The following is a 23,523-nucleotide window of genomic DNA, read 5'->3' as shown; positions in this document are numbered from 1 at the left end:
AACGTTTTTGCCGGGCCGTCGTGGACGATTTACATGGCGAACGATTCCGAGCCTTTCTCAGAGAAGCTCCGAGTGCCGGAGGCGCTGACGTTCGACGACGTACTCCTCAGACCCAAGGAGTCTCGCGTCGAACCGGACGAGGCAGACACGAAGACCCAAGTCTCGAAGTCGGTCGAACTGACCGTCCCTGTCCTCTCCGCGGCGATGGACACCGTCACCGAGAGTGACATGGCAATCGCGATGGCGCGGCAGGGCGGTATCGGTGTCCTCCATCGTAACATGAATGCCGACCAGATGGCGACTGAAATCGAGCGGGTCAAACGCGCCGACGAACTCATTATCCGCGATGTCGTGACGGCCAGCCCGAATCAGACCGTCCGCGAGGTCGACGAGATGATGGAACGCGAGGGCGTGTCTGGCGCGCCGGTCGTCGATGACGACAACGGCGAAGTGCTTGGCATCATCTCCGGGACGGACATCCGGCCGTATCTGGAAGTCGGCGAGGACGACGCCGTCACCGATGCGATGACCGACGAAGTCGTCACCGCTCCCGAGGACGTGACACCGCGCGAAGCGCTGGAGCTGATGTACGACCACAAGATCGAGCGTGTCCCTATCATCGACGGCGAGAACCGACTCGTCGGGCTAGTCACGATGCAGGGCATCCTCCAGCGCCGCGAGTACGACCAGGCCGCCCGCGACCACGACGGCTCACTCCGCTGTGGTGCCGCTGTCGGTCCCTTCGAGATGGACCGCGCGCAGGTCGCCGACGAGGCCGGCGCTGACATCTTGTTCATCGACTGCGCACACGCCCACAACGCGAACGTCATCGAGAGCGCCCGCGAGATCAAGGCCGAAGTGGACGCCGACGTAGTCGTCGGCAACATCGGGACCCGGGAAGCCGCCGAGGCCGTCGTCGACTTCGCCGACGGCGTCAAGGTAGGCATCGGCCCCGGCTCCATCTGTACGACCCGCGTGGTCACCGGTGCCGGGATGCCCCAGATAACCGCCGTCTCGCAGGTCGCCGACGTGGCGAGCCAGCACGACGTGCCGGTCATCGCCGACGGTGGCATCCGCTACTCCGGCGACGCAATCAAGGCCATCGCCGCCGGTGCTGACGCGGTGATGCTCGGCTCGTACTTCGCCGGCACCGACGAGGCCCCGGGCCGCGTCATCACGATGAACGGCAAGAAGTACAAGCAGTACCGCGGGATGGGCAGCGTCGGCGCGATGAACGAAGGCGGCGGCGAACGCTACCTCAAGGACGACGAGGAGGGCGAGGAGTTCGTCCCCGAAGGCGTCGAAGCCGCGACGCCGTACAAGGGCTCGCTGGCCTCCGAACTCCACCAGCTCGTCGGCGGGATGCAGTCCGGGATGGGTTATGTCGGAGCCGAGACGATTCCCGAATTCAAGCAACGCGCCGAGTTCGTGCGGGTCTCCGCGGCCGGACAGCAGGAGAGTCACCCCCACGACGTGATGATTACGGACGAAGCGCCCAACTACAGCCCCGACAGCTAAGGCTGACAGCTGTAGCGGACGCAGAAGGACCGCAGCCGAGTATTACGCGGTTTCGCAGGCCGGACTACACGCTTCCGTCTGGGCTGCGTTCGCGTCGGGATACGCTTTGAACGACTCACCACAGCTCGAACACTCGAACGTGTCGAAGTCGGACATAGCGGACGGCTGTTCTCGCGCCGCGGAAAAAATCATTGCGGATACGTCAGTCAGTCGTAGTAGTCTTCGTCTAGTGGCAGCTCCGTCCCGGACGACGTGACCTTGTCGACGGTTGTTTCCAGACGCAGTGTCTCGCTGCACTCGGGGCAGATGACCGCCACGTCGACCTGAAGAGAGTCATCGGTTTCGTAGATACCCAGAACCTCCGCGTCAGAGGCGTACAGATACTCCGCCGACAGTTCGTGCTCGTGGTCACGAGCGTAGTCGTACGTCATACGTGCCCGCTACACCCGCGTCTGTGTTGATGGTTTCGGCGATTCCCAGTAACAGCACATACAGGGGACCCGCTCGAAGCGACGACCATGAGTGACTTCGAAGTCGATGTCGGCACCTGGAATGCGTTCGCAGACGCGGCAACAGCCGTTCGAAAAGCGGTGTTTGTCGAGGAACAGGGTGTCTCAGAGAACGAAGAACTCGACGGAAACGACTCGGACGCCGTTCAGTTTCTGGCTCGTGACGGCGAGTATCCGGTCGGCACTGCCCGGCTCCGGTTTCCCGAACCCACGGTCGGCAAAGTCGAGCGGGTCGCGGTCCGCCAGCCGTATCGGGGCGATGGCGTCGGCACAGCACTGATGCGAGCCGTCGAAGACGCCGCGCGTGATGACGGCGCAACAGTGCTCAAACTTCACGCACAGACCCACGTCGAGCCGTTTTATGAACAACTCGGCTACGAAACGGTTAGCGACGAATTCGAGGAAGCGGGCATCCCACACATCGAGATGCGAAAGCGACTGGACGGCTGAACTGGCTTTACAGTAGCCTCTGAAAGCAGACCTGCCGTAGGGCTACATATCGCCGGCGACTAGTCGTAGCTGTCTCGTTCCGCCAATCATCTCAACACAAATATGTTTCCCTGCTTGCGCCCTTTTCCGGATATGGCGCGACGAGCTGAGTGGGTGGCAACTGCGAAGACAGTCGCCAGTATCGCGTACGGGAGCGATATCAGGTACATCGCGACGTCGCTGGCGTACTACGCGTTCATCTCGCTCATGCCGGTGCTGTTGCTCGTTTTCATCGTCTTCGGCCGGCAACTGGCCGGCGTGGTATCAGTTACGGGCGCGCAGTTTCTCACCCCTGACACACAGCAACTGCTGTACGAAGGATTGACGGCGGCAACGGGCCGAACAGCGGCGACAATCCTCTCCATGGTCGTGCTGGCGTGGAGCGGTGCTAACGTTGCCGTCGGCTTCCTGACCGTCGTCGAACGTATCGAGGCGGTGACGGAGCAGCCACTCGCACGGCAGGTGTGTGACGCCGCAACTGTCCTCGGGACGCTTACGGCCGCCGTTCTCGTGATACTCGTCCAGAGCGTGTTTCTGGCTCTCTTCGCTGCCGGCCCGCTGAGCGTCCTCGTCGGGTTCGTCATCCTGTTCGTCGCGCTGACCGTCACGCTGCTGCCCCTGTATTTCGTCCCGTCACGCGTCACGAGCTCGCCGCGCGATGCCCTCCCCGGCGCGATGACGACCGCGATGGGCTGGACCGCCCTCCACGCGGCGATCCAGTTCTTTGCCACCAACGCCGGACAGTACGCCGTCTACGGCGTCCTCAGCGGGCTCATCCTCATCCTCACGAGCACGTACGTGGCCGCTATCGTCCTGATGGTCGGCGTCGTCATCAACGCGGTGCTCGCCACCGACGCTGACGACCTGTACGACGTGAGTGGCTGAGCCTGTGAACATCTCTCCTTTCCGCCGCTCGTTCCATAGTTCAAAACCGCTTCGTAGCCGCTTTGCTCCTCACGAAATGTTCGTCGCAAAAGCGGGCCGGAAGGGATTTGAACCCTCGACCGACGGCTTAAGAGGCCGTCGCTCTGCCAGACTGAGCTACCGGCCCAGTGCACTCATTGCTCTGGACGGCCCGGTAAAATAGGTTTTCATTCGGACGCCTCGTGTCGGTCGGTCTCACGATTCTTGTACACATCAGTCAGCTAGCGGTGCTGAACTGAGAGACCAATCGCACAGGGTCCGACTATGCCCACGCTAGACGCCCTTTGACGGCTTCTCGACCCGGTCTTTCGGGAAACGGTTCCCAGTTGTTGGGGAAATAGCTGGCATTAAAGAGGCTTGACGCCAAGCGATACAGACACTAATGAGTACAGCCAGCGGCATCACGATGGCCTCTATGTCGACCTACGCCATCCTCGGGTGTGGGAGTGTTGGCCACGCCGTGGCGGAGGAACTCGTCGAGGAGGGGAAAGACGTACTCATCCTCGACGCGGACGAGGGGCGAGTCGAGGCACTCCGTGATCAGGATCTTAACGCACAGCAAGCTGACATCTGTGAGACTGACGTCGCCCAGACGGTTGCCGACCGCGACGTGGTTCTCATCATGTCCCCGGACGTGAACGCCAACGCCGAAGCAGTGCAAAACATCCGCGAGTCCGGTGGCGAGCAGTTCATCGTCGCTCGCGCCGACGACCCGGTGTCGGCCGACGACCTCACTGAGCTCGGTGCGGATATGGTCATCAACCCCTCCGCGGTCATCGCGGACTCGGCGCTCCGAGCGCTCGAAACGGGCGAACTGGAGTACAAGGCCTCACAGCTGGGCGATGTCATCGACGGAACCGAGGAGCGCATGGCGATTCTGATTCACCGGTCGCCAGACCCGGACTCTATCGCTTCGGCAGCCGCGTTGCGGGCCATCGCCGCGAGTCGCGACGTCGAGGCCGACATCATCTACGAGGGGGAAATCGGCCATCAGGAGAATCGCGCGTTCGTCAATCTCCTCGGCATCGAACTGACCTCGAACGAGGATGTTGACCTCGACGAGTACGATACGTTCGCGCTGGTCGACGTCGCCAAGGGCGGCGAACCAGCCATTGACTCGGTCGACATCGTCGTCGACCACTACGAGCACGAACACGAACTGGAACACGACGCCACGTTCTCCGATATCCGGCCGAACATCTCCGCCACGTCGACGATTCTGACGAAGTATATCCAAGAGTTGGACCTCAATCTCGACCAGAGCGTCGCCACGGCGTTGCTGTATGGTATCCGCGCCGAGACGCTGGATTTCAAGCGAGATACGACGCCAGCGGATCTAACGGCCGCGGCGTATCTGTATCCGTTCGCCGACCACGACACGCTCGAACAGGTCGAATCGCCGTCGATGAGCCCGGAAACGCTGGACGTACTCGCTGAAGCAATCCGGAACCGCGAGGTGCAGGGCAGTCACCTCGTCTCCAACGCCGGGTTCATCCGGGACCGCGACGCGCTGGCACAGGCGGCACAGCACCTTCTCAATCTGGAGGGCATTACGACAACAGCGGTGTTCGCCATCGCCGATGACACCATCTACCTCGCTGCACGGTCGAAGGACATCCGGATGAACATCGGGAAAGTGCTGTCGGACGCGTTTGGGGGAATGGGCGAGACTGCGGGCCACTCCACCGACGCAAGCGTCGAGATACCGCTTGGCATCTTCACCGGCCTCGACACGAGCGACGACAACCGGGATACCCTGCTGGAACTCACTGAAGAAGCGGTCAAACGGAAGCTGTTCGAAGCGATGGGTGTCGACAGTTCCAGTAGCGAGAGTTCGAACGGCAACTAGGCGGGGACTTCCTCTTCTTCGTCGCCGGCCTCGGGCTGACGGAGCCGTTCGACGATATCGTTGACGATGATGACATCGCCGACAGCCTGGACCCACCGGTACGGAATGATGACGCCCCGTGCTGCGTTTACGTCCTCGTCAAACAGCTCCGTGTTGAGCTGGTGGAGTGCCAGCCCTGTCACTTCCTTGCGGTCGAGTTCCAGCCGGAGGTCCTCGACTTCGCCGACGAACACGCCGTTTTTCGAATACACCTCGCGACCAACGAGGGCAGTAATCTCCTGTGGCAGATTCTCCATTCCCATACGACGGTGGTTGGTCGGACGGCTTATAAAGCTTCTTTGCGACTGAAACGTCTCCGTCCCGGGGGCGAAAATGTCAGCGGACACTCCCAGAGAGGCACTGCTTTGGTCACTCTGATTCCGTATCAGCGTCCCCATACAGAGAGCAATCGCCTCTCTGGGTCGCGGGACTTTTGTCCCGCTTCCCCGTTCTGTCAGTATGCTCAGCCCCGGCGATCCAGCCCCGGACTTCGACCTGCAGGGGACGGCTGACGGAGATGTCGGTGCCTATCGACTGTCGGCCGCAACGAACCGTGCGCCGGCAGTCGTGGCTTTCCTCCCCGGCGATGACCCCGATTCCCGAGCCCTTCTGACCGAGTTAGCGCAGACAGACTGGGCGAGTGTATCGGACGCTGTCGCGGTCTTCGGCGTTATCGCGGCAGATATCGACGACTGCCGGGCGCTTGCGGCATCGCTGTCGCTCCCCTATCCGCTGCTGGCAGACACCCACGGCGTCACTGCCCAGTTCGGCGTCGGAAAACAGGACGGGACCGTGCAGCGAGCGGCGTTTGTCGTCGACCGGCGCTGTCGTGTTCGGGCGGTGACAGCGTTCAACGACATCGGCGAGACCGTGCCGGACCTTGATACGGTTCTCCGCGGCCTTGCCGAGTTGTAGCTACTCGCCGCGGTCCAGTTCGCTTTCTAGCAGCCCGTAGAGGTACACGTCTTCGTAGCGGCCGTCTCGGAACCAGTGGTCCCGCATCGTCCCTTCGCGCTGGAACCCCGCCTTTTCGAGCACACGCTGGGACCCCTCGTTGCCAGCGAAGACTTTCGCGTACACCCGGTGGAACCGCCGCTCTTGAAAGGCGTACTCGGTGAGCGTCCGAGCGGCGTCGGTCGCGTAGCCGTTGCCCCACGCGTCCGGCGTGAGCCAGTAGCCAAGCTCGGCCATCCCGATCCGGTCTGTGACGTCGTTCAGCCCGATGATGCCGACCGCCTCGCCGTCAACACAGACGAGTAGGTGGACGTCATCGGTCTCGCCGCTGGCGACGGATTCGACCCACTCGCGTTCAGCCCGCTCGGATATCGGCTCTGTGGCTGAGAGGCCGTGTCTGACATCCGGGTTGTTGATAGTCTCTTGCAGGAACGACACGTCTTCGTCTTCGACCGTTCGGAGCGTTATCGTCTCGCCCCGGAGGAACACTGGTCCGGGCATACACAAGCCGACGAGGGGGGACTGAAAGAAGCTTCGGTAGGTGTGAGGGACCGTCACGAATTCCACTCGTCAGCGAGCAGGCCATACTCCAGCAGGTCGACGTACTCCCCGTTGACAAAGGCGTGGTCGCGGCGTCGCCCCTCCTGCTGGAACCCAACTTTCTCCAGCACACGCGCGGAGGCCGGATTAGTGGCGTAGCAGTCCGCACCGAGTTTGTTCAGTCGCAGTTCCTGAAACGCATACTGTGTGAGACAGTCGACAGCGTCGGTCGCGTAGCCGTTGCCCCAGCGCTCCGGACAGAGTGAGTACCCTAGCACACCAAATCCCCACGGGTGGCGGTCTTCGTGAAGCAGACACGTCCCAACCGGCTCATTATCCACGCAGACGACAAAATGCGTGTCGGCATCGCCGCTATCGAGATCTTCGGCGGCAGGCTCGGAGAGTGGCTCGTTGAAGCCGATGTTATGCCGGACCTGCGGGTCGTTTAATAACCGCTGAAGCAGGTCGCTATCGGTTGCTTGCTGTGGGTGAAGCGTCACCTGCTCGCCGTGGAGAAACACTGGTCCTGGCATGGAGGAACCCACACACAGTTGACAGAAGGGCGTTATTGTGATATGAGATGTAATAGCACACGAGAGTAGACATTACAGAACGACACGTCAAAGGGAACCCAGCACTGCTCTGGGGTATGGGAACGCCGCTGGAGTCACGCGAGGAACAGGCAACAGAAGTCGTCGACCGACTACACGAGGAATACCCTGATTCGACTATTTCACTGAATTACAGCAACCGGCTTGAGTTGCTGATTGCCGTTGTCCTTTCGGCGCAGTGTACCGACGAGCGAGTCAACGAGGTCACTGCGGATCTCTTCGAGAAATACCAGAGCGCCGAGGACTACGCCGCGGCCTCCGAGGAGCAACTCGCTGAGGACATCTACGGCATCACGTTCCACAACAACAAGGGCGGCTATCTGCAGGGGATCGGGGAAATTCTGACAGAAGAACACGACGGCGAGGTCCCGGACACGATGTCTGCCCTCACTGACCTCCCGGGCGTCGGGCGCAAGACGGCCAACGTCGTCCTCCAGCACGGCCACGACATCGTCGAGGGTATCGTCGTCGACACGCACGTCCAGCGCCTGTCACGACGGCTGGGGCTCACAGAGAAGGACCGGCCGGAGGCTATCGAACAGGACCTGCTCGACGTGGTACCCGACAGCGAGTGGCAACAGTTCACACATCTGCTCATCGACCACGGGCGAGCGGTGTGTGGCGCGCGCTCGGCGGACTGCGACGCGTGTGGACTCGCGGATATCTGTCCCTCGGAAAAGGGCGACAGCGAGGTCGACCTCGCCAGCGGCGAGGCGTGGTAGCTCCGCGGCCGGGGCTCACGTTGTGTCGTCACCGAGGCGCGCAGTGAGCACGGGCACGTTGGATGTTCGAACGACCTTCTCAGCGACGCTACCGAGTAGATACCGTTCGATTCCCGTCCGGCCATGGGTCCCCATGACGATGAGATCGATGTCGTTCTCGTTGGCGTAGTCGAGGATCGCGCTGTGCGGTGGACCGCGTTCAACAGTCGTAATGGTGTCGACTGTGTCGACCTCGTCCGCCGCCGCCTCGACGATAGCCTGTGCTCGCTCCTGTAGCGACGACTCGACGTTGTGTTCTTCGCCGACCATACCCGGCTCTGATTCGTCGTGCTCCTCCGCAACCATGCCGGTCGTCGCTCCCTCCGGACCGGCGGTGGTCATCCCGATATGTGGCGACGACGTATCGATCACGGTCATGATGTGTAACGTTGCATCGTGCGTCTCGGCGAGATTCCGTGCATGTGCCAGCGCGGCTGCTGCTCCGTCACTACCGTCCGTCGGGAAGAGAATGTGTTCGTACATTGGAACCACAGCTAGCGATAGACATGCAATACTAATGAAACATCTAGCCTATTCGCAGAAACCGAGAATCAGCCCCGCGTTCGACGGCGCTCACGCCACGTAGCGGAGGGCGTACCGAGCGATACCGACCAGATACGCCAGCAGCCAGAAGATGACGTATCCGAACACGCCGATACGGAGCCGCGAGCGCCAGTGGCTGAAGGTCTCATCGCCGATCTCGTCCAGCAACAGGTCTTCGTCGTAGTCATTGTAGAGGTCGTGCTCCCGCTTTGCACGGAAGATACGAACGATTCCCGTTCCGCCGAAGGCAAGTAGTGCGTACGCTTGGAGCCCGAGCATCGCGTGGACGGCCGAGAGGCCGCCGAGTTGGTCCGGGAGGCGTGGGATCATCCAGAACACCATCGGGACGGTGGTCAACACCAGCCCGGTCGTGACGAACTTCAGATGATGCACGAGCACGTCCCAGGTGACCGGCTCCGTCTCGATGATGTAGTACGCGCCGTACAGGAAACAGGGGAGACTGAGAGTCACCGACAGTAACACGACTGTGGCCACGAGGCCGTCCGACACCATAGACCGACCTAGGGACAGTGCTCGCTAAAGACTGCCGGATGCAGAAGGTCAGAACTTGTAAGCCGTCGCGGTCCATACAGTCGGACAATGGCCGACCCGGACTCGACGTCTCCCACGGAGGACGAGCGCGGGAACACCCCTGCGGACTCGATAGCCGCCGAAACCGAACCCGGAACCGAAGGCGAGTCCGGGGACGGGGAGACGGGCGACAGTGGCGAGTCGGGCGAAGAACTCGATACGGAGGCGCTTCGGAAGCAAGTCGAAGAGAAGTACGACTTCGACAACTTCGGCCCGGCTGACATGGCCGAGATGACCGCCGAGGAGTGGGACGTTGCCTTCGACGAGGACTCCTGGATCACCGGCGACGAGCTCCTCGACCGGGTCACGCGGGACCTTCGGAACCGCGTCGCAAACCGCGACGTGTTCGCCCGCATCGAGCGCCACCGGGACCCGCCACGGGTGCTCGCGTACTCCGACGAGGGATACGCTGTCGTCTATCCCGACGGGAGCCTCGAAGGCGAGGGGACCGTCATGCGTGACGTAAAGCCCACGGTCGCGCTGTGTTCTATGGATTCCTACGACGCACCTGAGAACGTCCCCGACAGACCCCTTCCCAAGCCGGAAGAGGTTCCCGAGGGTGGCGGCGAACTCGGGAACTGGATGCTGCAAGCGATTGCTGGGGCGCAGTTCTTGGCCGGGATTGCACTGCTCGGGGGCGCAGTGCTCGCGACTGCTGGCGTCATCGGCAACAGAGGCACCAGCATTGCGTTGTTGGTCGTGGCTGGCGTCGCTTTCATCGGCGTGTCGCTCGTTCTCTTTTTCACTGTCGCAAACGCGCGACTCTCGGATACGTTCCGCTCCGAAGAGTACAGAGACAGACTGCGTGCCATCGGGCTTGAGGACGGCGAACGACCGGAGTTCGTCCCGGAGCTCGGCCCGCAGAATTCGGGGTCTGAAGCGGGGGCTGGCGAAACTGACGAAGCCGGGTAATGACGGTTCCTGCGGGTGGTATTCGGTGGGTTTATACAAACTCAGTCCTGACTCAAGAGTGTATATGAATAGACGGGAGTTCGTCCGGACAGCAGGGGGGGCCGCCGGCGCTGCGGCGACCCTCAGTGCCACCGGCGCCGCCGCCGCACAGGAGGAAGGCGGTGACGGTGGCGAAACCGTCCCGGACTACGGCGGTTACCTGGACCAAGTCGGGAACTTCGACGGTTCGACCGCTGACGCGACCGGACAGGACACAGTGACTGTCGAGGTCGGCGTGCAGGCCAACGGCGGGGCGTACGGGTTCGGTCCGCCAGCCGTCCACGTCGACAACGGCGCGACCGTCCAGTTCGAGTGGACGGGCAACGGCGGCGGCCACAACGTCGTCTCCGACGGTGACGGGCCGCTAGATTCCGGCAGCACGGTATCGCAGGCCGGCGTCAACTACGAGCATACCTTTGAGGAGGACGGTATCTACCCGTACCTCTGTGTCCCCCACGAGGGACTCAACATGAAGGGCGCTATCGTCGTCGGCGAGGAGTACCCGACAATGACGATTGGCGGCGGCGGCCCGGTCGAAGTTGACCCCCACTATGCTGGCGTCCCAATCCAGCCCCACTTCGTCGGGTTCGGCGCTGGGCTTGCAGTCATCATCCCGCTGATATTCACCTTCTTCCAGCTGAAGTACGGCGAATCGCCCCACACTAGCGGAGGGAACAACTGATGGCATCCGAAGGCTCCACCTACGGCGACATCCACCGCTACGAACCGCCACGAGAGAGTACGGCGGCGGCTGTCGGCATCGTGCTCCTGACGATTATTCAGGTCGGTCTCGTCGGACTGTTCACCTACGGCATGATCGCTGGGTGGGCGTCCGGCATCGGCACGGTGCTAACGGTCCGCCTCATCGAAGCCAACATGTTCCTTGGTGGCGTGCTGACGGCGATTTTCATCGACCTAGCGTTCATCATGCTGCTGTACCGCAAGGAGTTCCTCCCCGACGTGATGATCGTCAAGAAACGCCGCCGGAAGTGGGAAGACCTCTACATCCGTCAGGAAGACGTCGACGGTACGACGGTGGCGGACGGCGACGAACTCGCAGAGACGTTTAAACGCGCAGTGTACCCATACTACAAGAAATAATATGCCACTTGATGAAGACAAATACCCGGCCGAAACAGGCCGTCGTCGCTTCGTAAAGGGCGTCGTCGGGAGTGCCGCGCTCTCCGGCGTTGGCGTCGGTGGCGCTGCAGCCGTCGACGCGACGACAGACTCCGCTGGCGAAGGTGGCGGGACGACCCCGTTCGTCGCCGTGGAGAATACTTCTGGACCGGCCCCGCGGGGGATGCCGATTATCCCCATCGAAATCAACGGCGGCGAAATCAGCGGCCTCTGGCCGGAGTACGACGAGACCGCCGGCGCAGCCGTTGCACCGGACTTCGGCGGGAGCGGTATCGACTACTCCTCGCAGTGGTTCCAGTACTGCGGTATCCAGAGCACTGCAGCTATCTACCCGCAATCGGACCGAAACAACACGTTCCTCAACGACACTGGTACGTTCACCTGGCAGGGTGAGTACGAGTCCGGCAAACCGCTCACGGTCGACATGTTCGAGGACTACCAAGACTGGGGTAACGGCATCGGCGACCCCGGCGTCGGGAAGCCCGCAAGCGTCGTCTGGCGGACCAACAGCGACGGAAACAACGGCGCTCCGGTGCAGATAATCCGGTCAGTCGAAGTCGAGAAGATGGCCAACGGCGAGGGCGAGTACGCGGACCTCCCCGGGAGCGTTCAGTCGTTCATCTCCGAGGCGACTGACCAGGGCTTCATCGCCTGGCTGAACAAGTGTACGCACTTCTGTTGTGTGCCTGGATTCAAGACTCAGGAAGGGAGTGCGAACTTCGGCGGCGCAAACGCTATTTACTGTCAGTGCCACCAGTCAGTGTACGACCCGTTCAGTCCCGTGCAATCGACGTTCGTGGCGCTGCCACGCCCACCACAGACGGAGTAACCAATGAGTCTCGAACGCAAAGACGAACACGACCACAAAGGCTGGATGGAATCGCGCGAGCTGACGCCGATCGAATCGGTGTACCTGACTGTGCTCGTCTGGCTCGACAGGCGGCTGCGCGTCGTTGACTATCTGGAGATTCTCGAAGATCTCTACTACAAGGTCAACATGCAGATGCCCAAGAGCCACACGGAACAGTACAACCTCGACAACAAGTTCTGGTACTGGTACCCGCTGTATGCGCTCGGGTCGTTCTCGACAGTCGCATACATCGTCGCCGCCATCTCCGGTGCGCTGCTGGGCTTCTACTACGCGCCGGCCGCCGCGGCTGCCGACGGGTCGCCGACGGTCGCGTACGACTCAGTGATGCTCATTATGGGGCAGCTCAACCTCGGTTACTTCCTGCGGTCGGTTCACCGCTGGGCCGCGCAGATCATGGTCGCCGCCGTGTTCCTGCACATGCTCCGCGTGTACTTCACCGGATCGTACAAGGAACCACGCGAACTGAACTGGCTCATCGGGATCGTCCTGATCTCGCTGACGCTGGTGTTCGGATACACCGGCTACCTGCTGCCGTGGAGCCAGCTCTCGTTCTGGGCCGGCCAGATCGGCGTCGAGATGTCCCTCTCCATCCCACTTATCGGTGAGTGGGTCGCACAGCTGATGTTCGGCGGGTTCACGCTCTCGCAGGCAACGCTACAGCGGATGTACATCCTGCACGTGTTCTTCCTGCCGTTCATCACGACTGCCATCATCGCGGTCCACATCGGCATCGTCTGGATGCAGGGGATCGCTGAACCACACTAATACTATGAGCGACAACGACACAGACGACGTTCGCACGGACGGTTCCGGCACCGGTATCGTCTCGCCGGACGACGAGACCCCCGCGTGGTCCGAACGCAAGGAGCGGACCCAGGGGCTCTCCCGGCTGACTTACGAGTACTTCGAGCGGGCGCGCCGCGAGGACCAGGACCTTCGTCAGGAGTCCGACTACATCGAGCGTGACGTGCTCGCGTTCCCGGCCTGGCCCCACGAGATGATGCGTAACATCGCACTAACGTCTTTCTTCGTGGGCATGATCCTGTTCGTCTCGGCGACGCTACCCCCGGAGATGCCAAACCCCGCTAACTCCAGTGTGACGCCGGCGATTATCCTGCCTGACTGGTATCTCTACTGGTCCTTTGGCCTGCTCAAGCTCGGCCCACTGAACCCGGACCTGAGCATCCTCGGCGGCTCGAAGCTCATGGCCGACCGAACCTACGGTGTGTTGGCAAACGTCGTCGTCGTCGGCTTCGTCGCCATCGTGCCCTTCCTGAATAAGGGGTCGGCCCGCCGTCCCGTCGAGCAGCCGTTCTGGGCTGCGGTCGGGATGTCCGGCGTCATCTTCAGCCTGACCATCGCCGCGCTGTCCATCAAGAACCTCGTTCCGATGGACTCGCACCTGCTGTTTGACCTAACCTTCCTCGTCCCCATCGTCAGCGCGACCATCACCTACGCAGTCCTCAAGACGATGCGCGAGGGCTACATGTTCGACCTCAACCGCCGGTACTACCGGCTTCGGCCCCCGAAGTAACCTGGGCCGTCAGTTCGGTTTTCTTCTCGCTGTTTCCATTCGTTGCACTTCCGAGCGTGGCGCTCGGGTCTCGCCGCAGTAAAGTGGCTCCCGTCCCTAGTGGTAACGATGACAGAGGACCAGCCAGCGGGGACAGAAGGCGGTTCGGACCGGCGGGACGTCGTGGTCCCGCTGCGCGTGTACAAGGCCGTGACAGTGTTCTCGACACTATTTGCGGTGCTGAGCGTCGTCGCCGGCTTCATCCTCGTCGACGTGGCGACACAGCGAGCATCAGCGCCAGCCTCGGAGATTGACGTGCCAGTCGGCATCGCCGGAATAGCGTGCATCCTCGCTGGTACAGTCGTGTATGCGTTCTCGACGCGATTCCGAACCGAGGAAATGGGAAAGTCTAAAGACGACGCTACCTAACGTTCGGATAATGGCTGACGAGTTCATGAAGGGGTTCGCGTGCCTCATGGTCGGCGGACTGGGCTGGATGACCATCAAGGGCTGGTACAACACGCCGAGCTTCGAGGGGGCACAGCTCACCGGCGAACTTACTATCGAGGAACCGACCACGTTCGACCAGATCGCCCTGTTCATGGGCGACGCGTTCTTCTGGTTCGCAGTACTGGGCGCGCTGACCTTCTGGGTCGTGCTCCCGCTAATCAGTGAGTTCCAGGCGTACCTCAACGAGCGGTCGGCGTAACAGTACGCAGTAGCCGTGTCTTTCTAACTGGGACCGACGACGCTCTCAGTTTGCAGTCTGATCGATTGGTGTGCTGTCCTCGTCACGTACCTGAATCCCGCGGGAGCGAAGTGCAGTCGCGAATTTTGTTGGCGACACCCCGCTGTACGTCGCTGCTTCTTTGAGTGTGAGTGTTTCCCCGCGATACAGTGTCAACGCCGTTGTGAGGGACCTGTGTGACATCTTCGTCTACAACGACACGAACGCTTTGATGGTATTAAACTATTTCGGCTAGTTCTGAAGTGATTAATCGAGTTTTCCAGTTAAAAGCGCACATATACAGTGTATTTTAGACAGTAACTGCACGAAAGTCGAGATACTGCGCGTGGCGTGTCGACCATACACGCAGTGCTATCGGCGCGTGCCGCCAGCGGAGAAGTGAGTCGGCAAAAGCCGGGACCGTGGTCAGACGATAGCGCTCCAAGGACCCTCAATGACCCAGAACAGGCTCTGGTAGCCAGCGTACATGAACACTACGAGGGCGGCGACGATGGCTCCTTTTGGCCGTTCCAGCGGAATGTCGCGGCGTGCTTCGACCTTTCGCGACTCGAACTCGAAGAAGTCAGTGATGACTGCGCCGAGTACGAGCACGGACAGGACCATCCCGCCGTGATGGTGGAGCGTCATGTAGAAAAACGATAGCACGACCAGTGCGATGTTGGTGAACGTGTGTGCCGGGTGGCGGCTAACCGCGTCCGCGCCATCGTTTTTATACTGTTTGACGTGGCTTCTGTGGGCGAGCTGCCGCGTGAGGAAGTTGACAATTACCACTCCGAAGATGATGTATTCGATGAGGAGCGCACCGCCGACTGTGGGGCTCCCCAGAATGGTGTCCAGTGGCCCAAAGAACGTTACGGATGGCTGCATATGCAAAGCTCTGTCCACCGTCCATTAGTGTCTTTCCAATCTCACTCGAATCTGGACCGACTCTCGTCAACGACGGCGGTTCGAACGGGGGACCCGAGCGAGATTGTGATACGTTCCTGATAGCTAACGGGCCGCGATATGCGGTCATCGACGAGTAACTCGACAGTCGCCTCGTCGCGTTCGATTAAAACGTTGAGGCCGTCGGCTGGCAACACCCAGTGGTCCGGGTCGGTCGCAAACGGTGCTATCGGTGCCACAACTGCCTGCTCCGACGGTGCCAGAATCGGGCCGCCGACGCGATGGGCGTAGCCCGGTGAGCCGGCGGCCGTAGCGATAACAACGCCGTCAGCTCGGAACTGGCCGATGCGGTCCGAAGTCGATGCGATAGTGAACTCGGAGATGCGGGCGGCGTCAGCGGTGACGAGGGTCACATCCCAGAACGCCTGTTCGACCGTCCCATCAGGCATTGTCACATGGAGCACTGGATGCGTCTCGACCCGGGCGTCGGCAACCCCCGACACAGCGGCGACAGCGTCGTTACGAGGCACTGACCGGACGCCGCGACCAGCCGCGACCGGCAACACGAGCGGGTCACTCTCAGCCCGTGCGACGGCAGCCACGGCGTCCTCGCCGACGGCGACGACCCGGTCAGTATTCGGGACAGCGCCGTCACTACCCCGTTCAACAGCTACGCCAGCGTCTCGAAGCACATCTGCCAGCGCGTCGTCACCGACGACACCAACGGGGGTTCCCATCACCTGAAACTCCGGGCCGGCGGAAAAAAACCTGCCGCACTTCGCGCGGTCACTTCAGATATCGAGGCGACGGCGGGCGTATTCGACGAGAATCGGCATGTCCGAGAGATGAGTTAGCTTCGCAATCGCTCGACGGTCGCCGCCGTTGATCTGTCTGAGTGTGTCCTGTCCGGTACTCCGGAGGTCTTCCATCAACTGATCGTACCGGTCGTTGGGGGCGAGATACAGCAATTCCGTCATCATCAGGCGGGCGTTGTGTTTCGGGGCTACCTCGCTGTGCCAGAGCTGATCGTAGATAGAGAGGTTCTCCGCCGACGTGTCTGGTTCGTCAGGCTTGAGCGCCGAATCGGCCGTCGCGGCGGCGGCACGAGCCGACTTCATCCCCTTGTGAATCCCTTCGCCCCACAGTGGGTCGACAGTCGGGACAGTGTCACCGATGGCCATGAAGTTGTCCGTGCTCATCGAATCGGGTGGCTGGATGTGGGCGGACCCGCGGTGGGCCTGCGTGCCCTCGATCTTTTCGGCGTCGTCGAATCTCGGGTCCGAATCGAGCCAGTACTCCAGATAGTCGTCGATGCCCATCCCGTCCTTTGCGTACTTCTGGTGAGAGCCGTTCTGAATGTAACAGAGGCCAACCTTCGCCGTGTCTTCGCCGGTGTGGAAAATCCAGGAGTAGCCACCCGGGGCGAGGTCGTGATCTAGACGGAGCATCATCGCGTCTCGGAGGTCGGCGTAGTCGTCATGGTCGACTTCGACGCCCTCGAACTCGTACTCGATACCGATAGCCTGGCGGTCCCGCTGGAGGTTACACACATCGAGCTTCTTCGCCAGCGGCGCGGCAGGGCCGGTGGCGTCGATGACGATGTCCGCGTACGCCTCTTCGTCGCCGTCATAGCGGACGCCAACAATCTCGCCGTTCTCCATGATAGGAGCCGAAACGCGGGAGTCAAATCGGTAGGTCGCACCGTTGTCCCGCCCTTCCGAGACAAGCCACTGCTTGAACTCCGCGAACTCCAGGACGGCTCCGGTCTGATTGCGGACGTAGTGGTCGTTTGGGGACTCGAGCACGACGTCGTCCGTATAGTTCATCACCACGTCGTCAGGAATAGCAAAGCCCGTCATCGCCGACATGAACGTTCCGGCGGTGGACTTGTTGCTCTGACGCGGGAACTCGTCTTCGGACTCAGTTTCGAGAACGAGCACCTCGTAGTTTCGCTCCGCTAGATCACGGGCACATTGCGCCCCGGCGGGCCCGGCTCCGGCTATCACCACGTCAAAGCGCTCGCGCATGGTTATGGGTGTGTCCTGTACGTAATCAGTCTTTCCGAATCGGCCGACGGCAGTCTCGAAAGGGTAAAGACGGCCCCACTACCATGACGGGAACACCCGGGGCGATATACAATGGTTCTCAAGACAGGCGCGGGCGTGCTCGCGGACAGGCGGCAGCTGCCCACGGCGCTACGGGCGGTGCTGGGATACTACGCGGACACCGGCGTGTTCGACGCCGGCAGCCTCTCACTGAAATCCGAGATTGACGACCGTACCGAAGCAATGGTCGACGACGTGACGGACCGCATCGAGGATGCCCTCGAAGATGAGTTCGGCTGTCCGGTCGAGTTCTCCTATGACACGAAGCTCATCCTGCCCGCACAGCTGACGCTGGGCTACGTCTACCGTAACGCCCGTCAGCAGGCACCCGGTGACCCTGTCATCGATGCTATCGCGGATGGTGTTCCGACTGTCGACGAGACAGCGCTGGAACAGGGGCCGGCACAGGACCTTGCGCCCCGCGAGATGGTCGTCCGGGCCGAGCAGATGACTCGCCTCTCAATCGAAGCGCTCATCGACGGTGACATGCGCGACGCCATCAACGACGACGAGTTCGAGGACTTCGAGGTCGAATTTACTGACGGCGAACCGTTGAGCGGGAGCGAGGCTGACCGCCGTCGCGTCGCCGAGGTCGCCCAGTCCGCGCTTCAGTCCCACCTCGACGGTTTACTGGAGGATATGCCGCCTGTTGTCGAGAACGGTTATCAGTGGGCCGTCGACTACAGCGAGGCACATCAGGACCGGGACGACCACTTCCGGGCGCTGATGACCGCGACCGAGGACGGTGACGCCGATGCACTGACCGATATCCGCGAGGAATACAAATTCGCCGGGTACGATGAGGAGCCGGCAACCCTCACCGAGACGGAGAAGGAACTCCCCTACAGCAAGACCCAATACGCCCGCGTCGGCGTCCTTTACGACGGTATGTTGGACCTCTACCGACTCGCCGGCCTCGATATCGACGACGAGTTCGCGAAGGCCATCGTCCTCGCTATCATCGGTGCACAGGTGTGGCTCGATGACGTGGATGACTACGATGACGACCGCACAGAGGGGCAATTGACGCCCGTCACCGCCGAGTACCTGCTCGCGCCAGACGACGAAGCCGCCTACCGGCGCGTCGTCGATGTGACCGAACAGTACCTCGACCTCGCGAAGTCGTACGCGACAGCAGCCGACTCGCCGCTGACCGGCGTCGCTGTCGAGTACATCTACCGCTCCGGCGACCCGGATGTCCTGCCCGGCAAGCCCGAGTAGGCACACGGGCAACAGCGACTCAACCCAAGCGCCAGAGTTTATATCCCACCGCCCACATCGAAATTTGAATGCTTCATTCGCAGGCGGGCAGGGTCGCAGCTATCTGTGGACTGCTGGCCATTTTGTTCGCACTCATGATCGGACTCGGTACGGCCACACCGGCTCCCGAACTGGGCGACTATCCCGATGGAGATGCGCTGGCTCAGCATCCTGCCAACCATATCGGTGAGTCCGTTCAGGTGACCGGCAGTGTCACCGGGACCGAACCGGTCGAAATTGCCGTCGAATACGAGTACGCTGCCAGCGGCGAGTACCACAGCGGCACGCTCATGATCACGGTCCGGAACGTCGACACCGCCGTCGCTGAAGGCGAGTCGTTGCAGGTATACGGGACGTTCGGCCCGGACCGGACCATCACTGCGGAAAACAGCGTGCGCGTGCCGGCAGTGAACTACACGGCGATGTATGTCGTTTCTGCCCTTGCCGGCCTGTGGACGCTGTGCCGATTGGTCTGTGGCTGGCGGCTGAACTGGCAGACAGGGGCACTGTGCCGGCGTGAGAAACCGCTCCGCCCGATACAGGCGCTCCGAACGAGGGTGCAGGAGGTGCGTGCCTGATGCCGGATTTGCTCTCGCATGCCTTCATCGCATTCACAATCTGCACCCTTCTGTCACTGCGGTACGACTGGCTCACTGGCGAGTACGTCACCGTTGGGATGGCCGGCGCGTTCATTCCGGACATGGCGAAGATCAAGATTCTCGTGGACGCTGCAGCTGTCGAGGCAACGCTGGGTATCCCGTTCGACTGGCTGGGTGTTCACACGCTCGGCGGCGCGTTCGTCGCCGTCCTCGTAGGGACGGTCGTCGTGAACCGAGCTGACCGACGGCGCGTGTTCGGGCTACTGTCGCTCGGGGCCGCGAGCCACCTGTTCGCCGATGCGCTCCTGCTAAAAGCATCTGGACGGTCCTACGAAGTGCTGTGGCCGCTGACGCAGTACCACCCGCCAACGCCGGGGCTGTACCTGAGTACGGATATCTGGCTCACGGGGGTCACCGGTACCATCGCGGTGGCGACGTACCTCTTCGTGCAGTACAGAGCATAGCGTCGCCCTGAACCCGACCGCTTCAGCGCTTCCCGAGCGCCGCCTCGAAAACGCGCTGTGCTCGCTCGTAGGCGGCGTTCCGGTCGACGATTGGGTGGTAGTAGCCCGGAGCCAGTTCCTCACGCTCGCCGTCCGAAAGCGTCGGCCAGTCGACGATTTTGTTCGCCGGAACGTCACGAAGCTCCGGCACGTACTCCGTGACATAGTCCGCTCCGCTGTCGTACTTGCTCATCTGTGCGACTGGGTCGAAGATGCGAACGTCCACGGAGTCGGTGCCGGTCGAGGCCGTCCACTGCCAGCTGGCGGCGTTGTTGGCAGGGTCGTGGTCGACCAGTCGCTTCCGGAAGTGCCGCGCGCCTTCACGCCAGTCGACAAGGAGGTGCTTTGTGAGAAACGAGGCGACGTTCTGGCGCGGCCGGTTGTGTATGTACCCCTCCCGTTCGAGCTGGCGCATGCCGGCGTCGACGAAGGGATACCCCGTCTCACCGCGCTTCCAGGCTTCGAGATTGTCCTCGTCGTTTTCCCACTCGATTGGGTTCGGAAACGACTTGTAGTTCTCCGACAGCAGCGTCGGGTTGTAGTACAACAGGTGGTAGCTCTGTTCGCGCCAGGAGAGTTCGTAGCGGTACTTCTGGATGTTTCGCTGGGCGTCGCCGGTGGCTTCGGTGTGGCGCTCTGACGCGTCGCGCCACATCTCACGGATACCGATCATCCCCGCAGCGAGGTACGGCGACATACGCGAGACAGCGCTGGTCGGCCGTTCGACAGCGGCCCGCATATCATCTCGGGTGTCGTTGTACGTTTCGATACCACCGGTGAGAAAGTCGTCGTAGCGCTGTCGTGCGCCCTCGTAGCCGGGCGTGGGCAGGTCGATGTCGGTCTCGATACTCGGGGCCGTTGTCGGGTCCGAGGCGTCGACGAGCGAGTCCGCTTCGGGCCGGCCGACGGGCGGTAGCTTGTGGTGGGCCTGCCAATCATCGTAGAACCGGCTGTGGTTCTTGTACTGGCTATCGAGCCCGGCGGGGTCGACCAGCACGAGGTCGGTCAGCGACTTCGTCGGGAGCGCCTCGTCGACGCGGCGCTGACGGTTCCGCCGCGCGGGCCGGTAGTGCTCGTTGTAGTACACCCGGTCGGCGTCGTACTCGTCGACGACATCCGAGAGTACGTCAACAGCAGTCCCCTTCCTGACGAGGAGGTCCCCACCGTGATCTCGGTATGCCCCTTTCAGCGCCCGCACGCCGGCCAACAGGAACGCCCGCTGGCGCTTGCCGATATTTGACAGCAGGTCTGTGTCGAGAACGTACACCGGTAGCACTTCGTCGTCCGCGGCGGCAGCAGTCAGCCCCCGGTTGTCCGGTATCCGGAGGTCACGCTGGTGCCAGAAAACGTGCATACTTGCTGTTAGGGATGCCCGCATATGGGTCCAAACCCGATTCTATTGTGTACCAAACGGTCCGGCTGATGCCGCTTCTCGGGTGATCGGCGAGACGAGAAATCACTGCGGTCATCGTACGGCGGCCGCAGGCCGCCGTTTCACCGGAATCGAGGCTCGGCCTCGATTCCGGCCTTTTTAGCGTAGATTTTTGCGCCGAGAGGTGCGCGAAGCGCACCCGAGGCGGAAAAAGGTACTAGTAGAACTCGCGGACGAGATCCATCGCGCCCTCTGGCGCGCCGTCAGGAATCTCGGCCATCGAGCCCTCGACGCCTTCGCGTTCCTCGAACGGGACGGAGTCCTCGTCCTGGTAGAGGACGCCCATGTACTCTTTCTCGCTCTCGAGGATTTTGTCCTTGGCCTGGTCGCGGTCGGACGGGTCGTGGTCGGTCTCGTCGAGGTCGACGATGGCGTCGCGGAAGTAGTCGTAGGTGTCCACGTCGTTGAACGTGACACACGGCGAGTAGACGTTGACGAAGCCGAAGCCGTCGTGTTCGACGGCCTTCTGGACGATTTCCGCGTGTCGCTGCGCGTTCGAGGAGAACGACTGCGCGATGAACGTCGCGCCGGATGCCAGCGCCAGTGCTTTCGGGTTGACCGGCGGCTGGTTCGGGCCGTCGGGCGAGGTCGAGGTCTCGAAGTCCTCGCGCGAGGTTGGCGAGGCCTGCCCCTTGGTCAGCCCGTAGATGCGGTTGTCCATCACGACGTAGCTCATGTCGACGTTCCGACGAACGGCGTGGATGAAGTGGCCGGCACCGATGGAGTAACCGTCACCGTCGCCGCCCGAGACCATCACTTCGAGGTCCGGGTTGGCCATCTTCACGCCGATGCCCACCGGCAGGGCGCGGCCGTGGACGCCGTGGAGCGCGTAGCTGTGCATGTACGTCCCGATCTTGCCGGAACAGCCGATACCGGCGACGATGAAGGTGTTGTCGGGGTCGTTGCCCGTCTCCGCCAGCGCCTTCATCATGCCGTTCATCGTCCCGAAGTCACCGCAGCCGGGACACCAGGTCGGTTGCTTGTCGGATTTGAAGTCTGTGAAGCGAACGTCGGAACTCATTGTGTTGCCTCCGCGGGTGTGTCAAGCGTTTGCTTGATCTCGGTCGCCAGTTCGTCTGCTTTGAACCGGACGCCGTTGTACTTGTTGATGCGCTGGACCCGTTCGAGGACATCGTGCTCGATGACGTCCGCGAACTGGCCGGTGGCGTTACATTCGACGACGATGACATCCTCGGCGGCCTCGATTTCCTCGGTGAGGTCCGGTCGCGGGAAGATGTACGGTACCGAGAGGAATCGGACATCGTAGCCGTCCTCCTCCAGCAGCGTCAGTCCCTCGCGCAGGGCCCCTTCGTTGGAACCCCAGGAGATGACGAGCGTGTCTGCCTCGGGGTCACCGAACTCGCGGTAGTCGAAGTCCTCCTGTTCGCGGGCGGTCTCGACTTTCCGCTGGCGCTTGTCGACCTGTTCGAGGCGCACGTCGGTATCTTCGGTCCGACGACCGAGTTCGTCGTGTTCGAGACCGGTCGTCATGTGCGCGCCGTCGGTCGTGCCGGGGAAGGCACGCGGTGAGACGCCGTCGGCGGCTGCGAAGTGGGCCTGGAAGCGCCCCTTCTCATCGAGCCACGTGTCGATCTCGTTTTCGTCGACGACTTTCCCGCGCTCGATCTCGACCTCGTCCATGTCGAAGGTCTCGGGCGAGAACGTCTGTTCGGTCACGGCCATCGCGAGGTCCGAGACGAGGAACACGGGCGTCTGGTACTTCTCGGCGAGGTTGAACGCCTCGACGGTCTTCCAGAAACACTCCGAGACGGTGGTGGGCGCGACGACGAACCGCGGAATCTCGCCGTGGCCGCCGTACAGTGTCATGTTGAGGTCGCCCTGCTCTTGCTTGGTCGGCATCCCGGTCGAGGGACCGGAGCGCATCACGTCACAGATGACAAGCGGGGTCTCGCTGGTGGCGACCAGCCCGAACGTCTCGGTCATCAGGTCGATACCCGGGCCGGAGGTTGCGGTCATAGCTCGGGCACCGGCACGGGCCGCGCCCAGCGCCATGTTGATCGCCGAGAGCTCGTCCTCGGCCTGGACGACCTTGCCGCCGAACTGGTCGACGCGGCCGGTCATGTACTCCATCACGTCCGTCGCCGGTGTGATGGGGTAGCCAGCGTAGAAACGACAGCCGGCGGCGATAGCGCCCATACCGATGGCCTCGTCGCCGTTGAGGAGCACG

At 62.0% G+C, this 23,523-nt stretch carries 30 protein-coding genes and 1 tRNA gene; 17 read left to right on the top strand and 14 right to left on the bottom strand.

Annotated elements, in window-relative coordinates; translation table 11 throughout:
- Positions 1–33 precede the first annotated feature (33 nt).
- A complete protein-coding gene (gene guaB, locus C437_RS14985) occupies positions 34–1,518 on the top strand; it encodes an IMP dehydrogenase (protein ID WP_004517832.1) in 1,485 nt (494 codons plus the stop codon).
- A 206-nt stretch (positions 1,519–1,724) separates the two neighbouring features.
- On the opposite strand, the gene C437_RS14980 is transcribed toward guaB, so the two are convergent.
- Positions 1,725–1,949 (bottom strand): hypothetical protein, encoded by a 225-nt coding sequence (locus C437_RS14980; protein WP_004517830.1) that lies wholly within the window; start codon positions 1,947–1,949, stop codon positions 1,725–1,727.
- Positions 1,950–2,036: 87 nt separating this feature from the next.
- Here C437_RS14980 and C437_RS14975 point away from each other — a divergent pair, with 87 nt between their 5' ends.
- Positions 2,037–2,477, top strand: coding sequence for a GNAT family N-acetyltransferase (locus C437_RS14975; protein ID WP_004517829.1), 441 nt, complete (start codon positions 2,037–2,039; stop codon positions 2,475–2,477).
- Positions 2,478–2,609: 132 nt separating this feature from the next.
- Positions 2,610–3,401, top strand: a complete 792-nt coding sequence (locus tag C437_RS14970; protein ID WP_004517828.1) for a YihY/virulence factor BrkB family protein — start codon at positions 2,610–2,612, stop codon at positions 3,399–3,401.
- 92 nt (positions 3,402–3,493) lie between these two features.
- On the opposite strand, the gene C437_RS14965 is transcribed toward C437_RS14970, so the two are convergent.
- Positions 3,494–3,567 (bottom strand) — tRNA-Lys (locus C437_RS14965).
- Positions 3,568–3,822: 255 nt separating this feature from the next.
- On the opposite strand from C437_RS14965, the gene C437_RS14960 reads away from it, so the two are divergent.
- Positions 3,823–5,289: a DHH family phosphoesterase gene (locus C437_RS14960; protein ID WP_004517827.1), complete on the top strand. Its 1,467-nt coding sequence runs from the start codon at positions 3,823–3,825 to the stop codon at positions 5,287–5,289.
- Here the strand turns inward: C437_RS14960 and C437_RS14955 are convergent.
- Positions 5,286–5,585 (bottom strand): PRC-barrel domain-containing protein, encoded by a 300-nt coding sequence (locus tag C437_RS14955; protein WP_004517826.1) that lies wholly within the window; start codon positions 5,583–5,585, stop codon positions 5,286–5,288. The two genes, C437_RS14960 and C437_RS14955, sit on opposite strands and share 4 nt — an antisense overlap.
- A gap of 202 nt (positions 5,586–5,787) precedes the next feature.
- Here C437_RS14955 and C437_RS14950 point away from each other — a divergent pair, with 202 nt between their 5' ends.
- On the top strand, positions 5,788–6,243 hold the full coding sequence (locus tag C437_RS14950) for a redoxin domain-containing protein (protein ID WP_004517825.1): 456 nt from the start codon (positions 5,788–5,790) through the stop codon (positions 6,241–6,243).
- Here C437_RS14950 and C437_RS14945 read toward each other — a convergent pair whose 3' ends face one another.
- Both C437_RS14945 and C437_RS14940 read right to left on the bottom strand, forming a co-directional pair.
- On the bottom strand, positions 6,244–6,783 hold the full coding sequence (locus C437_RS14945; protein WP_004517824.1) for a GNAT family N-acetyltransferase: 540 nt from the start codon (positions 6,781–6,783) through the stop codon (positions 6,244–6,246).
- A 53-nt stretch (positions 6,784–6,836) separates the two neighbouring features.
- Complete coding sequence (locus C437_RS14940; protein WP_004517823.1) at positions 6,837–7,355, bottom strand: GNAT family N-acetyltransferase; 519 nt, start codon at positions 7,353–7,355, stop codon at positions 6,837–6,839.
- Between the two features lie 116 nt (positions 7,356–7,471).
- Here C437_RS14940 and nth point away from each other — a divergent pair, with 116 nt between their 5' ends.
- A complete protein-coding gene (gene nth / locus C437_RS14935; protein ID WP_004517822.1) occupies positions 7,472–8,155 on the top strand; it encodes an endonuclease III in 684 nt (227 codons plus the stop codon).
- A 15-nt stretch (positions 8,156–8,170) separates the two neighbouring features.
- Here nth and C437_RS14930 read toward each other — a convergent pair whose 3' ends face one another.
- The gene (locus tag C437_RS14930) at positions 8,171–8,677 is read right to left on the bottom strand and encodes a universal stress protein (RefSeq protein ID WP_004517821.1); all 507 of its coding nucleotides are present in this window, start codon (positions 8,675–8,677) and stop codon (positions 8,171–8,173) included.
- A gap of 90 nt (positions 8,678–8,767) precedes the next feature.
- Positions 8,768–9,250 (bottom strand): DUF7321 family protein, encoded by a 483-nt coding sequence (locus tag C437_RS14925; protein ID WP_004517820.1) that lies wholly within the window; start codon positions 9,248–9,250, stop codon positions 8,768–8,770.
- 87 nt (positions 9,251–9,337) lie between these two features.
- Between C437_RS14925 and C437_RS14920 the strand changes: the two genes are divergently transcribed.
- The 8 genes from C437_RS14920 to C437_RS14885 all read left to right on the top strand — a co-directional run bounded on the left by C437_RS14920 (position 9,338) and on the right by C437_RS14885 (position 14,512).
- Positions 9,338–10,240 (top strand): DUF7319 domain-containing protein, encoded by a 903-nt coding sequence (locus C437_RS14920; RefSeq protein WP_004517819.1) that lies wholly within the window; start codon positions 9,338–9,340, stop codon positions 10,238–10,240.
- A gap of 64 nt (positions 10,241–10,304) precedes the next feature.
- Entirely contained in the window at positions 10,305–10,961 is a 657-nt protein-coding gene (locus tag C437_RS14915) for a halocyanin domain-containing protein (RefSeq protein ID WP_004517818.1), read from the top strand.
- Positions 10,961–11,380, top strand: a complete 420-nt coding sequence (locus C437_RS14910) for a DUF7318 family protein (RefSeq protein WP_004517817.1) — start codon at positions 10,961–10,963, stop codon at positions 11,378–11,380. Before C437_RS14915 ends, C437_RS14910 begins: the two co-directional genes overlap by 1 nt.
- Position 11,381: 1 nt before the next feature.
- Positions 11,382–12,248: a Rieske 2Fe-2S domain-containing protein gene (locus C437_RS14905; protein WP_004517816.1), complete on the top strand. Its 867-nt coding sequence runs from the start codon at positions 11,382–11,384 to the stop codon at positions 12,246–12,248.
- A 3-nt stretch (positions 12,249–12,251) separates the two neighbouring features.
- Positions 12,252–13,055 carry a cytochrome b gene (locus C437_RS14900; RefSeq protein WP_004517815.1) on the top strand — a complete coding sequence of 268 codons (804 nt, stop codon included), beginning with the start codon at positions 12,252–12,254 and terminating at the stop codon, positions 13,053–13,055.
- A 4-nt stretch (positions 13,056–13,059) separates the two neighbouring features.
- Positions 13,060–13,824: a cytochrome b family protein gene (locus C437_RS14895; protein ID WP_004517814.1), complete on the top strand. Its 765-nt coding sequence runs from the start codon at positions 13,060–13,062 to the stop codon at positions 13,822–13,824.
- Between the two features lie 108 nt (positions 13,825–13,932).
- Entirely contained in the window at positions 13,933–14,232 is a 300-nt protein-coding gene (locus tag C437_RS14890; protein WP_004517813.1) for a DUF7315 family membrane protein, read from the top strand.
- A gap of 10 nt (positions 14,233–14,242) precedes the next feature.
- Positions 14,243–14,512 carry a DUF7314 family protein gene (locus C437_RS14885; RefSeq protein WP_004517812.1) on the top strand — a complete coding sequence of 90 codons (270 nt, stop codon included), beginning with the start codon at positions 14,243–14,245 and terminating at the stop codon, positions 14,510–14,512.
- A 45-nt stretch (positions 14,513–14,557) separates the two neighbouring features.
- Here C437_RS14885 and C437_RS21315 read toward each other — a convergent pair whose 3' ends face one another.
- From C437_RS21315 to C437_RS14870, 4 genes are all read right to left on the bottom strand, one after another.
- Positions 14,558–14,734, bottom strand: a complete 177-nt coding sequence (locus C437_RS21315) for a DUF7317 family protein (protein WP_004517811.1) — start codon at positions 14,732–14,734, stop codon at positions 14,558–14,560.
- 222 nt (positions 14,735–14,956) lie between these two features.
- Positions 14,957–15,418: a DUF7313 family protein gene (locus C437_RS14880; RefSeq protein ID WP_004517810.1), complete on the bottom strand. Its 462-nt coding sequence runs from the start codon at positions 15,416–15,418 to the stop codon at positions 14,957–14,959.
- 41 nt (positions 15,419–15,459) lie between these two features.
- A complete protein-coding gene (locus C437_RS14875) occupies positions 15,460–16,173 on the bottom strand; it encodes an NAD(+)/NADH kinase (RefSeq protein WP_004517809.1) in 714 nt (237 codons plus the stop codon).
- 54 nt (positions 16,174–16,227) lie between these two features.
- On the bottom strand, positions 16,228–17,463 hold the full coding sequence (locus tag C437_RS14870; RefSeq protein WP_004517808.1) for a digeranylgeranylglycerophospholipid reductase: 1,236 nt from the start codon (positions 17,461–17,463) through the stop codon (positions 16,228–16,230).
- A 111-nt stretch (positions 17,464–17,574) separates the two neighbouring features.
- Here C437_RS14870 and C437_RS14865 point away from each other — a divergent pair, with 111 nt between their 5' ends.
- From C437_RS14865 to C437_RS14855, 3 genes are all read left to right on the top strand, one after another.
- Entirely contained in the window at positions 17,575–18,762 is a 1,188-nt protein-coding gene (locus C437_RS14865; protein WP_004517807.1) for a hypothetical protein, read from the top strand.
- A 68-nt stretch (positions 18,763–18,830) separates the two neighbouring features.
- Entirely contained in the window at positions 18,831–19,379 is a 549-nt protein-coding gene (locus C437_RS14860; protein ID WP_004517806.1) for a hypothetical protein, read from the top strand.
- Entirely contained in the window at positions 19,379–19,864 is a 486-nt protein-coding gene (locus C437_RS14855; protein ID WP_004517805.1) for a metal-dependent hydrolase, read from the top strand. Before C437_RS14860 ends, C437_RS14855 begins: the two co-directional genes overlap by 1 nt.
- Before the next feature lie 22 nt (positions 19,865–19,886).
- Here C437_RS14855 and C437_RS14850 read toward each other — a convergent pair whose 3' ends face one another.
- The 3 genes from C437_RS14850 to C437_RS14840 all read right to left on the bottom strand — a co-directional run.
- Positions 19,887–21,257, bottom strand: a complete 1,371-nt coding sequence (locus tag C437_RS14850) for a cryptochrome/photolyase family protein (RefSeq protein ID WP_004517804.1) — start codon at positions 21,255–21,257, stop codon at positions 19,887–19,889.
- Between the two features lie 235 nt (positions 21,258–21,492).
- Positions 21,493–22,356, bottom strand: coding sequence for a 2-oxoacid:ferredoxin oxidoreductase subunit beta (locus C437_RS14845; protein WP_004517803.1), 864 nt, complete (start codon positions 22,354–22,356; stop codon positions 21,493–21,495).
- A partial coding sequence (locus tag C437_RS14840) for an oxoglutarate--ferredoxin oxidoreductase (protein WP_049919842.1) occupies positions 22,353–23,523 on the bottom strand: 1,171 nt, incomplete at its 5' end. The genes C437_RS14845 and C437_RS14840, both read right to left, overlap by 4 nt.

Source organism: Haloarcula vallismortis ATCC 29715 (genome assembly GCF_000337775.1).
Taxonomy (GTDB): Archaea; Halobacteriota; Halobacteria; order Halobacteriales; family Haloarculaceae; genus Haloarcula; species Haloarcula vallismortis.
This window is presented reverse-complemented; position numbering and strand designations above follow the sequence as displayed.

Coding starts and splice junctions, on each gene's coding strand:
- guaB (WP_004517832.1), top strand. CDS start 34: ATGGCGAACGATTCCGAGCCTTTCTCAGAGAAGCTCCGAGTGCCGGAG.
- C437_RS14980 (WP_004517830.1), bottom strand. CDS start 1,949: ATGACGTACGACTACGCTCGTGACCACGAGCACGAACTGTCGGCGGAG.
- C437_RS14975 (WP_004517829.1), top strand. CDS start 2,037: ATGAGTGACTTCGAAGTCGATGTCGGCACCTGGAATGCGTTCGCAGAC.
- C437_RS14970 (WP_004517828.1), top strand. CDS start 2,610: ATGGCGCGACGAGCTGAGTGGGTGGCAACTGCGAAGACAGTCGCCAGT.
- C437_RS14960 (WP_004517827.1), top strand. CDS start 3,823: ATGAGTACAGCCAGCGGCATCACGATGGCCTCTATGTCGACCTACGCC.
- C437_RS14955 (WP_004517826.1), bottom strand. CDS start 5,585: ATGGAGAATCTGCCACAGGAGATTACTGCCCTCGTTGGTCGCGAGGTG.
- C437_RS14950 (WP_004517825.1), top strand. CDS start 5,788: ATGCTCAGCCCCGGCGATCCAGCCCCGGACTTCGACCTGCAGGGGACG.
- C437_RS14945 (WP_004517824.1), bottom strand. CDS start 6,783: ATGCCCGGACCAGTGTTCCTCCGGGGCGAGACGATAACGCTCCGAACG.
- C437_RS14940 (WP_004517823.1), bottom strand. CDS start 7,355: ATGCCAGGACCAGTGTTTCTCCACGGCGAGCAGGTGACGCTTCACCCA.
- nth (WP_004517822.1), top strand. CDS start 7,472: ATGGGAACGCCGCTGGAGTCACGCGAGGAACAGGCAACAGAAGTCGTC.
- C437_RS14930 (WP_004517821.1), bottom strand. CDS start 8,677: ATGTACGAACACATTCTCTTCCCGACGGACGGTAGTGACGGAGCAGCA.
- C437_RS14925 (WP_004517820.1), bottom strand. CDS start 9,250: ATGGTGTCGGACGGCCTCGTGGCCACAGTCGTGTTACTGTCGGTGACT.
- C437_RS14920 (WP_004517819.1), top strand. CDS start 9,338: ATGGCCGACCCGGACTCGACGTCTCCCACGGAGGACGAGCGCGGGAAC.
- C437_RS14915 (WP_004517818.1), top strand. CDS start 10,305: ATGAATAGACGGGAGTTCGTCCGGACAGCAGGGGGGGCCGCCGGCGCT.
- C437_RS14910 (WP_004517817.1), top strand. CDS start 10,961: ATGGCATCCGAAGGCTCCACCTACGGCGACATCCACCGCTACGAACCG.
- C437_RS14905 (WP_004517816.1), top strand. CDS start 11,382: ATGCCACTTGATGAAGACAAATACCCGGCCGAAACAGGCCGTCGTCGC.
- C437_RS14900 (WP_004517815.1), top strand. CDS start 12,252: ATGAGTCTCGAACGCAAAGACGAACACGACCACAAAGGCTGGATGGAA.
- C437_RS14895 (WP_004517814.1), top strand. CDS start 13,060: ATGAGCGACAACGACACAGACGACGTTCGCACGGACGGTTCCGGCACC.
- C437_RS14890 (WP_004517813.1), top strand. CDS start 13,933: ATGACAGAGGACCAGCCAGCGGGGACAGAAGGCGGTTCGGACCGGCGG.
- C437_RS14885 (WP_004517812.1), top strand. CDS start 14,243: ATGGCTGACGAGTTCATGAAGGGGTTCGCGTGCCTCATGGTCGGCGGA.
- C437_RS21315 (WP_004517811.1), bottom strand. CDS start 14,734: ATGTCACACAGGTCCCTCACAACGGCGTTGACACTGTATCGCGGGGAA.
- C437_RS14880 (WP_004517810.1), bottom strand. CDS start 15,418: ATGCAGCCATCCGTAACGTTCTTTGGGCCACTGGACACCATTCTGGGG.
- C437_RS14875 (WP_004517809.1), bottom strand. CDS start 16,173: ATGGGAACCCCCGTTGGTGTCGTCGGTGACGACGCGCTGGCAGATGTG.
- C437_RS14870 (WP_004517808.1), bottom strand. CDS start 17,463: ATGCGCGAGCGCTTTGACGTGGTGATAGCCGGAGCCGGGCCCGCCGGG.
- C437_RS14865 (WP_004517807.1), top strand. CDS start 17,575: ATGGTTCTCAAGACAGGCGCGGGCGTGCTCGCGGACAGGCGGCAGCTG.
- C437_RS14860 (WP_004517806.1), top strand. CDS start 18,831: ATGCTTCATTCGCAGGCGGGCAGGGTCGCAGCTATCTGTGGACTGCTG.
- C437_RS14855 (WP_004517805.1), top strand. CDS start 19,379: ATGCCGGATTTGCTCTCGCATGCCTTCATCGCATTCACAATCTGCACC.
- C437_RS14850 (WP_004517804.1), bottom strand. CDS start 21,257: ATGCACGTTTTCTGGCACCAGCGTGACCTCCGGATACCGGACAACCGG.
- C437_RS14845 (WP_004517803.1), bottom strand. CDS start 22,356: ATGAGTTCCGACGTTCGCTTCACAGACTTCAAATCCGACAAGCAACCG.